Annotated in this window: 9 protein-coding genes; 8 read left to right on the top strand and 1 reads right to left on the bottom strand. The window is 41.0% G+C overall.

Annotated elements, in window-relative coordinates; genetic code table 11:
• Window positions 1-74: 74 nt before the first annotated feature.
• The 5 genes from AC0L7T_RS18015 (at window position 75) to AC0L7T_RS17995 (ending at window position 7,501) form a co-directional block, all read left to right on the top strand.
• Window positions 75-1,403 carry a sulfatase-like hydrolase/transferase gene (locus AC0L7T_RS18015; RefSeq protein WP_473337213.1) on the top strand — a complete coding sequence of 443 codons (1,329 nt, stop codon included), beginning with the start codon at window positions 75-77 and terminating at the stop codon, window positions 1,401-1,403.
• Entirely contained in the window at window positions 1,403-2,821 is a 1,419-nt protein-coding gene (locus tag AC0L7T_RS18010) for a sulfatase (RefSeq protein ID WP_473337211.1), read from the top strand. The genes AC0L7T_RS18015 and AC0L7T_RS18010 overlap by 1 nt, the downstream gene beginning before the upstream one ends.
• A 24-nt stretch (window positions 2,822-2,845) precedes the next feature.
• Window positions 2,846-4,210, top strand: a complete 1,365-nt coding sequence (locus AC0L7T_RS18005; RefSeq protein ID WP_473337210.1) for a sulfatase family protein — start codon at window positions 2,846-2,848, stop codon at window positions 4,208-4,210.
• A gap of 89 nt (window positions 4,211-4,299) precedes the next feature.
• The gene (locus tag AC0L7T_RS18000) at window positions 4,300-5,688 is read left to right on the top strand and encodes a sulfatase family protein (protein ID WP_473337208.1); all 1,389 of its coding nucleotides are present in this window, start codon (window positions 4,300-4,302) and stop codon (window positions 5,686-5,688) included.
• A gap of 34 nt (window positions 5,689-5,722) precedes the next feature.
• Window positions 5,723-7,501 carry an arylsulfatase gene (locus tag AC0L7T_RS17995; protein ID WP_473337204.1) on the top strand — a complete coding sequence of 593 codons (1,779 nt, stop codon included), beginning with the start codon at window positions 5,723-5,725 and terminating at the stop codon, window positions 7,499-7,501.
• Window positions 7,502-7,790: 289 nt separating this feature from the next.
• Here AC0L7T_RS17995 and AC0L7T_RS17990 read toward each other — a convergent pair whose 3' ends face one another.
• Entirely contained in the window at window positions 7,791-8,039 is a 249-nt protein-coding gene (locus AC0L7T_RS17990; RefSeq protein ID WP_473337201.1) for a hypothetical protein, read from the bottom strand.
• Between the two features lie 833 nt (window positions 8,040-8,872).
• On the opposite strand from AC0L7T_RS17990, the gene AC0L7T_RS17985 reads away from it, so the two are divergent.
• Genes AC0L7T_RS17985 through AC0L7T_RS17975 form a run of 3 tightly spaced genes read left to right on the top strand, consistent with a single transcriptional unit; the run spans window position 8,873 to window position 13,815 of the window.
• Window positions 8,873-11,971 carry a SusC/RagA family TonB-linked outer membrane protein gene (locus AC0L7T_RS17985; protein WP_473337200.1) on the top strand — a complete coding sequence of 1,033 codons (3,099 nt, stop codon included), beginning with the start codon at window positions 8,873-8,875 and terminating at the stop codon, window positions 11,969-11,971.
• 9 nt (window positions 11,972-11,980) lie between these two features.
• Window positions 11,981-13,414, top strand: coding sequence for a RagB/SusD family nutrient uptake outer membrane protein (locus AC0L7T_RS17980; protein ID WP_473337198.1), 1,434 nt, complete (start codon window positions 11,981-11,983; stop codon window positions 13,412-13,414).
• Window positions 13,414-13,815 (top strand): hypothetical protein, encoded by a 402-nt coding sequence (locus AC0L7T_RS17975; protein WP_473337195.1) that lies wholly within the window; start codon window positions 13,414-13,416, stop codon window positions 13,813-13,815. Before AC0L7T_RS17980 ends, AC0L7T_RS17975 begins: the two co-directional genes overlap by 1 nt.
• The last annotated feature ends 30 nt before the right edge of the window (window positions 13,816-13,845 follow it).

The raw sequence follows: 13,845 nt of genomic DNA, 5'->3' as shown, positions 1-13,845 counted from the left end.
GACCATGAAAAAGTATAGCTCATGGTCTGGGTTAAAACCAATAAATACTTGAATTGTAAGTTAACAACAATCAAATGAATGTTTTAAAAAACGCTACCTGGGTATTTTTATTGGCTGGGATTTTAGGCAGTTGCAGTAACTCAGCTACCAAAGAAAAAGTGCCACCTAATTTCGTGATCATTATGGCCGATGACCTGGGCTATGGAGGTCTTGCTTCCTATGGTGATAACCGTCTTCGTACCCCAAATATTGACTACCTGGCAGCAGAAGGCATTCGGTTTTCAGATTTTCATTCCAATGCACCTGTTTGTTCACCCACACGGGCAGCATTGCTGACGGGGAATTACCAGCAAAAAGCAGGTTTAGAAGGAGTTATTTACGTGAGAGGGGAGACAAGAGAGGTAGGCCTAGACAGCAGTCAGGTATCAATAGCAAAGCTATTGAAAACGGCAGGCTACCAAACAGGGATCATGGGTAAATGGCACCTGGGTTATCAACCGGAATTTAATCCTGTACATCATGGCTTCGATACTTTTTATGGGTATTTGAGTGGCAATGTAGATTACCATTCTCATTATGACAATGCAGGCATTTATGACTGGTGGCATAACTTAGATTCAATATATGAAGAGGGCTATGCGACTGATTTGATCAGTGCGCATGCAGTAGATTTTATTGCTGAGAATAAGGAAAAACCATTCTTTTTGTATGTTTCTCATGAAGCACCACATGTACCTTTTCAGGGTAGAAATGACCCTGCCTATCGATTTCCTGGAAAGCAATTTAGCTACCATGGACCCGTGGAGGATACGGTAAAAGTGTACAATGAAATGGTGGAAGTGATGGATGAAGGAGTTGGAGAAATTTTAAAAGCTTTACGGGAAAATGGTCTCGAGGAAAATACCCTGGTATTGTTTATTTCTGACAATGGGGCAGAGGTCTTTGGAAACAATGGCAAATTGAGTGGTCAAAAAGGGAACCTATTGGAAGGAGGGCATCGCGTTCCAGGTATCGCTTACTGGAAAGGAAAAATAACACCGCGGGAGTCTTCCGCCACTGTACTTAGTATGGATGTATTGCCAACACTGCTGGCAATGAGTCAGGGTTCTTATCCTGAAAACCTACAATTTGACGGGGTTGATCTGTCGAAGCACCTTTTGCAAAACGAATTGCTCAAAGACAGAAGGCTATTTTGGAGGTACAGAAACCAAAAAGTAGCCCGACATAAAGAATGGAAGTTATTGCTGTCGGACAAAGATACCATGCTGGTGAATTTAGACAAGGATGCTTTGGAATTACACGACCTGGCCAAAGACAGGCCAGAAATTGTAAAAGATCTCCTCGAAAAACTGGAGGCCTGGGAAAATGAGGTAGGTCCGGTTACAGCTATGAAAACCATTTAATGAACAGAAAACCATACAAACACATGTCAGCAAGAAATTTTATAGGCTTGCTTATAGCCTTATTTATATCCAGTTCAGGACTGTTTGCTCAAGGCGAACAACGACCGAATATAGTACTTCTTCTAGCAGACGACCTGGGATACCGGGATCTAAGCTGCTATGGAAGTACACAGGTAAATACGCCAAACCTGGACAAATTGGCTGCTAAAGGAATGCGGTTCACTGACTTTTACGCCGGGTCTGCAGTATGTTCGCCCTCACGGGCCGCTTTAATGACCGGGCGTTCTTCAGTAAGAGCGGGCATTTACAGTTGGATTCATACTTCGCATAAAATGCATTTGGCCAAGACAGAATTTACCACGGCTGAATTATTAAAACAAGCAGGGTATGCTACCGCGCATATTGGCAAATGGCATTTAGGCTATGACCTGGAAGAGGGTGCCGGACCAGGACCAAATCCAGGAGACCAGGGTTTTGACCATTGGATAGCAACAGGGAATAACGCGATCCCTTCTCACCACAATCCTGACAACTTTGTTCGCAATGGCCTTGCCTTGGGAGAGGTAAAAGGCTACTCTTCCCATTTATTGGCCGATGAAGCCATAGGCTGGCTTGAAAGAAGACCAAAGGATCAACCTTTCTTCATTAACATGTGGTTTCATGAGCCCCACCAAAAAGTGGCGGCACCGGATGTATATTTGGAAAAGCACCAGGACACCGATTTGCCAGCCTATTATGGGAGTATAGAAAACATGGATGCAGCAATTGGTCGGGTTTTGAAGGAGCTGGAAAAACAGGGACTTACAAATAATACACTCATTGTATTTATGTCTGACAATGGAAGCTATAGAGGCAGCAATGGCAGTAATGGTGAGTTGACCAAAGGTAAAACAACCCTTTGGGAAGGTGGTATCCGGGTGCCTGGAATATTTAGCTGGCCAGGCGTAATAGCAGCGGGTACCATTGAAAATCGACCTGCAGGAGTTGTGGACATTTTCCCTACCATTAAAGAGATCATAGGGGAGGAAATAGACCCTAAAATCACAATTGATGGATCAAGCCTATTGCCCATTTTTGAGGAGAAGAGTTTTGAACGGCAAAAACCACTTTACTGGTTTTACCCTCCCTCTCGGCCTATAGCTGTGATCAGGGAAGGGCCTTGGAATCTCATCGCAGATCCGGAATTGGACATTCCTAGAGGGAATATGTTTCAGGAAGCGTATATTGGAATGATCAAGGAAACAAAGTTGCAAAACTTTAGATTGTATAATTTAAGAAATGACCCCAAACAAACAAAAGATGTTTCGGTTGAAAACCCAGAAGTGTTTGAGAAAATGAAAAATGAAATGATCAAATTGAACCAGGAAATTGTAGAAGAAGCGATGGATTGGAGAGATTTTTCATGGACAAATAATTAAAAAATGAATTCAATTAGACTGAGAATGAGATTATTTAAATGGAAGAATTTATGCTTAAGTTTCCTGTTACTAGGAAGTGCATTAGTGCAGGCACAAACCAATAAAAAGTCTGATAAACCCAATATTCTGATCATCTTTACAGATGATCAGGGATACCATGATGTGTCCTATTATGGCACCAAAGATATCCAAACCCCGCATATAGACGCCATCCGAAATGATGGCATGCAGTTGGATTTTTTCTACGCCAACTCTCCTGTTTGTGCACCCACCAGGGCTTCACTGATGTCAGGTAGATACCCCGATCACGTAGGTGTTCCTGGCTTGGTACGATCAAATCCCGCCAACAACTGGGGCTATTTGAATCCAGAAACGATCCTATTGCCTGCTATGCTGAAAAAAGGTGGATACCACACAGCACATATCGGAAAATGGAACCTGGGTCTGGAGCACCCCAACCTGCCCAATGACCATGGCTTCGATTACTTTCATGGGTGGTTGGAAGACATGATGGACGATTACCTGACCCACAGAAGGCATGGTAAAAACTACATGCGATTGAACGAGGAAACAATAGATCCCAAAGGTCATGCCACAGACCTTTTCACCGAATGGTCCGTGAATTATATCAAAGACAGGGGAGAAGAGGAAGACCCATTTTTCCTTTATTTAGCCTACAATGCCCCTCATTTCCCGGTTCAACCTCCAAAGGCTTGGCTTGATAAAGTGAAAAAAAGAGAACCTGGTTTGCCTGAAAAACGCGCCAATCTGATTGCATTCATCGAGCACCTGGATGATGGTATCGGGCAGGTAATTAATGCCCTTAAAGAATCCGGGCAATATGAAAATACCTTAATCATTTTCACAAGTGACAATGGTGGACACCTACCTGATTTGGCCAATAATGGCCCTCTGCGTGATGGGAAGCAAAGCATGTATGAAGGGGGGTTAAGAGTGCCTACGGCAATTTCATGGCCAGGTAAAATACAAGCGGGGAGTTCCTCAAGCCAGGTAAACCTTTCCATGGATATTTTCCCAACCCTCACTGAAATTGCAGGTGTTCCTTTAGATCATGAAATCAATGGAAGAAGCTTTCTGCCCACACTTCTTGGACAAACCATGTCGGAAGAAGCCAGGCCCTTGTATTTTGTCCGTAGAGAAGGCGGTACCAGGTATGGAGGGAAGGCTTATCATGCACTTAGGTTGGGGGATTGGAAATTACTTCAAAACAGCCCTTTTCAACCTATGGAACTATATAACTTAAAAGAAGACCCGTCCGAAAAAGACAATATTATCGCAGAAAATCAGGAGGTTTTTCAAAAATTAAATGCTTATTTAATGTCTCATATTCAAGAAGGTGGCAAGGTACCTTGGCAGCAGCCCGAATAGCATTATAAATTTTAATACATCTCAGAAAAGATAAAAATATGAAACTGTTAAATCCCAAAATAGTCTTAGGTTTAATACTCAGTTGCTTAATGAGCTCAATTTTGCAATCTGAGGCCAGGCAAAAAAACGATCAGCCAAACATTATTGTGATATTTGCAGATGATTTGGGCTATGGAGACCTGGGCGTTTTTGGTCATCCTTCCATCAAAACACCCAATTTGGATAGGATGGCCTACGAAGGACAAAAGTGGACCAATTTTTATGTAGCAGCGCCGGTTTGTACGCCAAGTAGGGCAGGACTTCTTACAGGTAGATTACCCATCCGATCCGGTATGAGTAGTGATAAACGAAGGGTACTTTTCCCAGATTCAAACGGAGGTCTTCCTCAATCTGAAATAACCATTGCCAAGGCATTGAAAGGAAACGGTTACCAAACAGCTGCAATAGGAAAGTGGCATTTAGGGCATAAATCTCCTTTTTTACCTACAGACCATGGTTTTGACAGTTATTTTGGAATTCCGTATTCCAATGACATGGACAAGGTGGAGAAGACAGATCATTTTACCCTTACTGAAAATGAGCGCTATGAGGGTTATAATGTGCCTTTGATGAGAGACGCAGGTATTGAAGAGCGTCCTGCTGATCAACGTACCATTACAAAAAGATATACGGAGGAAGCGGTATCCAAAATTAAGGCCTTTAAGGAAAAGCCCTTTTTCATTTATTTGGCTCACAACCTTCCTCATATTCCATTGTTTAGGTCTTCAGCATTTAAAGATCAATCCCTGGGAGGTATCTATGGGGATGTGATTGAGGAAATTGACTGGTCGGTTGGCCAAATTCTAGCTGCCTTAAAAGAAGAAGGAATTGCCGACAATACCTTAGTGGTTTTTACTTCTGACAATGGACCATGGCATACTTTCAGAACCCATGGCGGAACGGCGGGCTTACTAAGAGGAGCCAAAGGAGGTACTTTTGAAGGGGGAATGAGAGAGCCTACTGTATTTTGGTGGCCAGCACAAATCAAACAAGGTGTGGTTAGGGACATGGCCACTACGATGGATTTATTGCCCACCTTTTGCGCTATATCAGGGACTGAATTGCCTGATGACCGTGTTTATGATGGGTTTGATATCTCTGGGCTTATCAAAGGCACTGGAAAGAGTGAGCGAGAAACTGTTTTTTATTACCGTGGCCAAAAAGTTTTTGCGGTAAGAAAAGGGGATTATAAAGCCCATTTCATTACTCAGCTTGAATATGGAAACCCAACCGCACATCCGGTGACCTTTCCTGCGGTGACCGTAGAGAATAAAGCTTCGGTTTTAGATACTCCTTTATTGTACAATGTGAATGTAGATCCTGGGGAGCGATTCAATATTGCTGAAGACCATCCTGAGATTATTGCTGAAATAAGGAAGGTGATGGCTGAACACCAAGCTGGAATTGTGCCTGTGGAAAATCAGCTTGAAAAGTATTGATCATCAAAGCTTGTCATTGATAAACCTTAAAAAAATGAGAATTTTCAATACCTTTTGTTTTCTCTTTATTGCGCTCATCAGTACTTCGGTGCATGCCAGTCTGCAGCAAAAAAAGAAAGATCCTCCCAATGTAATTTTAATAATTACTGATGACCAAGGTTACGGTGATTTTGGATTTACAGGTAATCCGCATGTAAAAACCCCTGTGATAGATAATTTAGCACAGGAAGGTGTTCGGCTAAATAATTTTTATGTTTCCCCAGTCTGTGCCCCTACCAGGTCGAGTCTAATGACAGGCAGGTATTCCTTGCGAACAGGAGTTAGGGATACTTACAATGGTGGTGCCACCATGGCTACCGAAGAAATCACCCTGGGTGAAATGCTTAAGGATGCTGGGTATGAAACCGGAGCATTTGGGAAATGGCATTTGGGAGACAATTACCCTTTCCGTCCAGGAGATCAGGGTTTTGATGAATCGTTGATTCACCTTGCCGGAGGTATGGGGCAACCTGGAGATTTCACGACTTATTTTCAGAAAGACCGCAGTTATTTTGACCCTACCCTTTGGTACAATGGCAAGCAGAAGTCATTTGAGGGGTATTGTTCAGATATTTTTACCAATGAAGCGATTCGTTTTGTAGAAAATCAAAGTCCCGAAAAGCCATTTTTCTTGTACCTATCTTTCAATGCCCCTCACACTCCTTTGCAGGTGCCCGATGAGTATTACCAAAAATACAAGGACATTGATCCATCTTCGGGATTTGAAGGCAATGGAATGCCTTTACCGAAAATGAGTGAAAAGGACAAAGAAGATGCAAGAAAAGTCTATGCCATGGTTTCCAATATTGATGACAATATAGGGAAGCTAGTGCAGAAATTGGAGGATATGGGCATCTCAGAAAATACCATCCTAATTTTTATGACAGACAATGGACCACAGCAATTCAGGTATGTTGCTGGCATGAGAGGCAAGAAGGGGAATGTTTACCGTGGAGGAGTGAGGGTTCCATTTCTTATCAAATATCCCAAGGGCTTAAAACCAAACCAAGAGGTAAATGCTACTCTGGCGCATATTGATGTATTGCCTACTTTGGCTGAGTTATGCCAGGCAAAAGTGCCAAATGACAGGGAAATTGATGGACTTAGTTTTGCTGGATTATTAGAGGGGAAAAACGAAAATGAAGCGGCATTTGAACAAAGGCCTTTGTTTTTTTACTGGACACGAAAGCTGCCCGAATTGTATGAGAACATAGCCATTCAAAAAGGTCCGTATAAATTGGTGGGGAATATTGGCTATGATGCAGCGCCAAAAGACTTCGAGTTGTTCCATTTGGTAAAGGACCCTTATGAATTAGAGAACATTGTAGCTAGTCATCCTGAGAAGGCAGAAGAACTAAAAAGAGCTATGGATCAAATGGTAGATGAGTTGACGGATTCACCAAACCTGATGGAGGACCATATGCCAATAATTGGAACAAAACATGAGAATCCACTAATATTGAATCGCAATGACGCTTCCGGACAAAGAGGCATCTGGACACAAGAAGAGATTTATGGTTATTGGAATGTTGAAATACTTGAAGGGAATTACAATATCAGGTATAAGTTTATTGAACCGCTGAAAAAGGCAGGTAAAGTAATGCTGGAAACCAAAACACAAATCATCCAATCTCAAATGAGCCAAATGCCAACAGACCTTATAGAATTGAAAAATGTTCATTTGAAGAATTACAAAGGCAGTGTTACGCCCCACTTTATGAGTGGAGGAAAAAGCATTTTCCCTTTGTGGGTGGAATTTGAAAGGTTAGATTAAAAAAGTAAAGGACTTGTTTTAAATCCCAAATAGGCTATAGATATTGAGTAATTATAGAAAAATTGGGGGAAGTCCCTATTATATCAGTTCTGAAGGGGCGAAATATAACAGCCACGGGTGTAGCCGTGGTTCAATGAATGCACGTTAAATGATTTTGGCGGAATTGTTGCTTTTTTTCTGCAACAATACTGACAAATTCTCTCAAGTTAGCTTCATCACGTTTCTTCATTAAAGCAAAAAAGGTCAGCATTAAAATGCTGACCTTTTTTGCAATCTATTTTATGTATTTCTAAGCATTGGCACTTTGAGGCGCCCAATGGGAACAAAGCATTCCTGGCGCAGCTTTTTGAGGATGGGCGCAATCATCCGTTTCATACCTTAGGCAGGAATTACAGTTTTTGTTGTCTTTTAATGCTGCTTTCATTTCGAAGGTATCACATGTATAGCTCTCATTGACTTTCACACCATGAACTTTGCAAACACCACTGGAATCTAAATTTTCACAGTTATTACAGTTACTCGCTAATCTGATAGACATAATTCTTTTGGTTTAAGATTCAATATAAAATTACAATGGAAGTCAGTTAGAATCAATTTAAATAGTTGAAAACCAATTCTTTGTATTTAGACTTCTTAAAAATAAGCTAAAAATGGACCATATTTTTAGGGTTGTTTTTTATTGTAAGCCTTTGAATATTATCTGCTTTAGGGAGTGTGTTTTTATGGAAAAAAATGAATTTGACTTGTGACTTTTTGCGAATAACTTAAACTTCACGGAGTCTGTCAGCAAATTTAAGAAGAAATTAAGCCTAAGGATTCATCGAATAGTCTGACACTACAGGTAACCCAGTGGTTTATACAAACCAAATTTCAATTGTTTTATCTTTTAATTAACAGTTTTTGAATTAATAATATTTTAATAATATTATTTTAACAAATTAATTTGATGCTTTCGTAATTTTTTGCAAAATTTATTATCCAATTTTGGTCGGCTATAAATCTATATCTAAACTTAAGATCGGATAGGTAGAATTTTGTAAATGAGTTACATACAAATTTTTGATCCTTAAACCCGAAATATGCAATAGACAATCTATTATGTGTTGAAATCGCTTCAAAATACCCAATCGTTGCTGTTTTCAATTCTACCGTCAGGTAGAATTGAAAACAGCTTGATTTTCTTGCGATTGCAATACTTCCCGTAAACAGGGGAAATTCTATACATAATAAGGGTTAAATAAATCGATTTATTGACATAATCCAGAAATAAGTATCCCATGCGAATTGATAAAAAAAATTAAAATTGTCTTTCAGTAAAGCCAAAGAATGAGACTATAAATCCAGTTACACTTAAAGCTTAATACATACCCTATGAAAAAAACTATTCCTAAAATGAGCATCCATCGCATTATTTGGGTGCTTGCCTCACTTCTATTTTCGGTAATACTCGTTCGGCCTATTTCGGCCGCTCCGGTGAATCCTGAAAATATTGTTATAGCAGACCTTAAAGGAACTGTTGTGGATGAAACGGGAGCCCCTTTGCCTGGGGCCACCATTACCCTACAAGGAACGACAAAAGGGACGGTGTCTGATATTGATGGTAATTTTTCCATTGATGTACCGGAAAATGGCACCTTGGTAATATCCTTTATAGGGTATAAAACGCAAGTCATTTCGATTGGAAATGAAAGCGTACTGAACGTGCAATTGGTTCAGGATGAATCCTCTCTCAATGAGGTATTGGTGGTGGGATATGGTACCCAGGAAAAACGAGATGTTACCGGTGCTGTATCTTCAATAAAAGGAGACAATATTCAAAACCTCCCTTCATCTGGTGCCGCACAGGCCTTGCAAGGAAGGGCTGCAGGTGTCAATGTGGTTCGAAATGGTGGCGCTCCTGGAAACCAAGGGTCCATAAGAATAAGAGGAACGGGCACACTCAATAATGCGGACCCTTTAATTATCATTGATGGGGTCCCTGGTGGAAACCTTAATGACGTAAACCCAAACAATATTGCATCCATAGAGATATTAAAAGATGCTTCTGCTTCAGCGATATATGGGACAAGAGCAGCCAATGGCGTAGTAATAGTCACTACCAAGCGAGGCGATTTTAACCAACCGCTGAAAGTTGAGTTGAATGGTTACACCGGCGTTTCCAATGCCATCAAGACCATCGATGTCTTGGATGCACCGACATTGGCCAGCCTGAAAAGGGAGCGGTACACCAATGATGGATTAACGATTAACCCCATTTGGGAAAATTCAGCTTACCAAACGCAAAAGACCAACTGGCAGGAAGAACTTTTGGGCCAGGGCACAACGCAGAATGTGGACCTTACCCTCCGTGGAGGAAACAATAATTCTTCCTTTATGCTTGCAGGTGGATATTTTAAGGAAGAAGGGATGATTTCTAATTCTGACTTTAGACGTCTAAGCTTTAGAATAAATTCAGACCACAAGATCAGTGATAAGTTTAAGATTGGCCAGAACCTGCAGCTTGTATCGATCAATCAAAGGAGCCCGAATACTCTTTCGGCCCAAACGGGGGTCCTATGGAGTGCGATACGTTTCCATCCTGGATTGCCGGTGATGAACCCTGATGGTTCTTACAGTTCTTCTCAGATTTCAGGAGAATTTGGAGACATTAACAATCCCATTTTTACACAAAATACACAGGACAATAACAGTACCTCTCACAAAATATTAGGCAATCTTAATGCTGAATATGAGCTAATGGAAGGGCTTAAATTCCGTGTTAATTTTGGTCTCGATGGTTTCATTAGTGATGGTTATAATTTCAATATCATAGTCAATGATCAGATAAGGGCCAATTCCATGAACTCCCTTTCAAGAAGCTATAATGAATACTATTCGGTATTGGCAGAATACTTTGTTTCGTATGATAAAGTATTCAATGACTTGCATAAATTTAATTTTGTAGGTGGCTATACCACCCAGACCTTTAATTCAGACGGATTCAGTGCCAGCAAAAGAGATTTCCTGGATGAGTCATTTGACCAAAGGTTTTTAAGTGTGGGGCAAACCTTGAACGGTATTGATGGTGGTAAATCGTATGATGCCCTTGCTTCCTATTTTGGCAGGGCAACTTACAATTACGACGAACGCTATTTGCTGACTGCCACTTTTAGAAGTGATGGTTCCTCTAAATTTGCACCAGGAAATCGCTGGGGTTATTTCCCTGCCTTCTCACTTGGCTGGAGAATCTCAGAAGAGGATTTCTTTCAAAATGTTGGTTTTATTTCCAATATGAAACTGACCGGTGGTTGGGGAAGTTTGGGAAATCAAAATGTTCCCGGCTTACAATACCTGGCGCTCATTAGCTCGGGAAGAAGGTATTCATTTGGGGGTAATCAAACCGTAGGCGCCGCACAAACCAGGGTGCCAAATCTTGGGATTACCTGGGAAACAGCCCAAATGACAAATATTGGCTTGGATTTAGGCTTTTTAGACAATCGATTGCTAGCCAATTTCAATTACTTTATAAAAGACACCAAGGACATGCTTATAGCTCCTCCCACCATTGGATCCATAGGTACTGCACAGATACCCAACCAAAATCTTGGTGAATTGAGAAATAAGGGACTTGAAGTGGAGGTTTTATTTAGAGAAACCCAGGGGAAACTTACCTATACGGTGAGTGGAAATGCTTCTTTTATCCAAAATGAAGTCACCAAATTGGTAGATGGTAATTTTATAGGTTCAAGATTATACGGCAGGTCCAGCCAGGAATTGTCCAGAACTTATGAGGGTTCACCTATCGCTAGCTTTTATGGTTGGAGAGCGGATGGATTGTACCAAAGTTCCGAGGAGATTCAGAATGATCCTAACATTGCGAATGATCCACGAAAAAGCGGAGGGTTAATACAACCCGGGGATGTGAAGTTTCTGGATTTAAACAGTGACGGAATCATTGATGAGTCAGACAGGGAAATCATTGGAAATCCCCACCCTAAAGTGGTATATGGTTTAAATGCCCAGTTAGGATATGGCAATTTTGACCTAAGTTTATTTTTCCTTGGCAATGCCGGGTTCGATATTTACAATGCTGACAGGATGCAGGGAATAGACCCAACTTACCCTTTCAATATGTATGCAGAAACAATGGACAGATGGAATGGCCAGGGGACAAGCAATGAAATCCCTAGAATGACGACTAAAAGAGATAACCTCAACCACAGGACTTCTGACCTGTTTTTGGAAAGTGGGGATTTCCTTAGGTTAAAAAATGTGGTACTTGGTTATACTTTACCCACACCAATTACCGACAGAATTGGGATTTCAAAGGCCAGGTTTTATGTCACGGGACAAAATGTATTTGTCCTTACAGGCTACTCGGGAATGGATCCTGAGTTAGGATATACAGATGGCAACCTGCAATTGAATGCAGATTATGCGCAATATCCACAAGCCAGAAGCTGGACCATTGGTACAACGATAACTTTCTAATGTAAGAATATGAAAAATTCAATTCAACTTCTTTTGTTGCTGGTATTAATTACTACAGCTTGTGAAGACAATATACTCGATACAACGCCCTATGGACAATCTACTTCTTCACAGTTTTGGAGAAATGGAGAAGATGCTGTAGCAGCAGCGAATGCCATGTATGAGCCACTAGTGGTGGAAGACTTTTACGGACACGCTGAACACACCTTTGACATTCCTTCTGACGATCAGTTCAGGGCGGGAGATCATGGTGAAGACCAGGCCATAGAGTCTTTTACTTTTGATGCAGGTAATCCTCAATTGTATTATAGCTGGAGACACAAATATGAGGTAATCTCCAGGGCCAATGCCGTTTTAATAAACGTTCCAGATATCAGCATGGACCAATCACTCAAAGACAGGACCTTAGGAGAAGCTTATTTTCTGAGAGGATTTATGTATTGGAGATTTGCTGTGATCTATGGTGGTGTGCCTATAATTCTTGAGGAGGATGTCATCGCAAACAATTACAACAAACCCAGGTCTACATTGGAGGAAACCTATGCACAGATTGAATCTGATTTAATAAAAGCTGCCGATCTATTGCCTATTTCTCATGATGCGGATGATTTGGGTAGACCGAATAAAGGTTCTGCCAATGGGTTATTGGCCAAGTTGTACCTGTACCAGAAAGCCTTTGACAAAACCATTTCCTTCGGTCAGAAGGTTTTAGATGGTCCTTACCCATTGGCTGATAATTATCAGGACAATTTCCGGGTGGAAACGCAAAATAATCCTGAGGTATTGTTCTCTATACAAAGTTTGCAAGGATGGCAGGACAATACCCATATTATTTACACCACACCAAGACCCTGGGGTGGTTGGGATTTTCATGAACCAGTGCAGGATTTGATTGAGGAGTTTGAAGACGGTGATCCCAGACTGGATTACACGGTTTATAAGCCGGGAGATATGGTGGATTTGGGTGGAGACAAAGGGGTGACTGAATACACCGAAGACCTTTCTTCTACAGGCTATCACTTCAGAAAATACTCTTCTTGGAATCCTCAGGGAGGGCTTAATATGAGTCATAACAATCCGATTTTAAGAACAGCAGATGTCTTGCTTATGGTGGCAGAAGCCAAAATAAGATCAGGTCAAAATGGAGATGCTGAAATCAATGCGGTCAGGGAAAGAGCAGACAGAGCGGAACTTACTAATGCCACTATGGAAGACCTGATCCATGAACGAAGAGTAGAATTGGCTGGAGAAAATCAGCGTCACCAGGATCTTATTCGTTGGGATAAAGACAATTTGGTAGATATTGTGGCCTTGTATAAAAAAGACCTGGGACCATTAAAGCCGCCAAGAAATTTTGAAAGGCCTAAACATTATCTTTTTGCCATTCCCCAAAGAGAGATCGATTTGAGTAACGGTGTATTGAGTCAAAATTCCGGATACTAATGCTTAAAACAGGATTAATCTTTTGCCTTATTCTTGGTTTGACCCTTTCATGTAATAGCAGTTATGAACAAAAAATAATAGGTGAATGGAGATTGGATTCTGCCTATTACCATTACAATCAATTCAATTTCTCCAGCCAAGGTTGGCATCAGGAAGAAACCTATAGGTATTTACCCACTGGTGAGGCGATCACCAGTGCGGTTAAATCTTCTGTTAGTAACAAGTACTCCATTGAAGACAAACGTCTTAAGTATTTTGATAGCAATGGGGAGCTGGTAAACGTCTATGAAATATTATCCATTGATGGGGAAAACATGGTGTTAAGAACGGACAAAAAGCCAATATTTAAAGGGAAAAACCAAAACAGATTTGAGGTGCGTTACTTTTCGAGGATGAATTAGTGAATAATATTAACCAGAAATATTAAAGGT

Source organism: Cyclobacterium sp. 10D3-21, assembly GCF_055809755.1.
Note: the sequence above shows the minus strand (reverse complement) of the source record. Positions and strands in the feature narration are given on the sequence as shown.

Bases quoted from the DNA above. Each gene is read 5' to 3' on its own strand.
- AC0L7T_RS17995 (WP_473337204.1), top strand. From the start codon at position 5,723: ATGAGAATTTTCAATACCTTTTGTTTTCTCTTTATTGCGCTCATCAGT.
- AC0L7T_RS17985 (WP_473337200.1), top strand. From the start codon at position 8,873: ATGAAAAAAACTATTCCTAAAATGAGCATCCATCGCATTATTTGGGTG.
- AC0L7T_RS18015 (WP_473337213.1), top strand. From the start codon at position 75: ATGAATGTTTTAAAAAACGCTACCTGGGTATTTTTATTGGCTGGGATT.
- AC0L7T_RS18000 (WP_473337208.1), top strand. From the start codon at position 4,300: ATGAGCTCAATTTTGCAATCTGAGGCCAGGCAAAAAAACGATCAGCCA.
- AC0L7T_RS17980 (WP_473337198.1), top strand. From the start codon at position 11,981: ATGAAAAATTCAATTCAACTTCTTTTGTTGCTGGTATTAATTACTACA.
- AC0L7T_RS18005 (WP_473337210.1), top strand. From the start codon at position 2,846: ATGAGATTATTTAAATGGAAGAATTTATGCTTAAGTTTCCTGTTACTA.
- AC0L7T_RS17975 (WP_473337195.1), top strand. From the start codon at position 13,414: ATGCTTAAAACAGGATTAATCTTTTGCCTTATTCTTGGTTTGACCCTT.
- AC0L7T_RS18010 (WP_473337211.1), top strand. From the start codon at position 1,403: ATGAACAGAAAACCATACAAACACATGTCAGCAAGAAATTTTATAGGC.
- AC0L7T_RS17990 (WP_473337201.1), bottom strand. From the start codon at position 8,039: ATGTCTATCAGATTAGCGAGTAACTGTAATAACTGTGAAAATTTAGAT.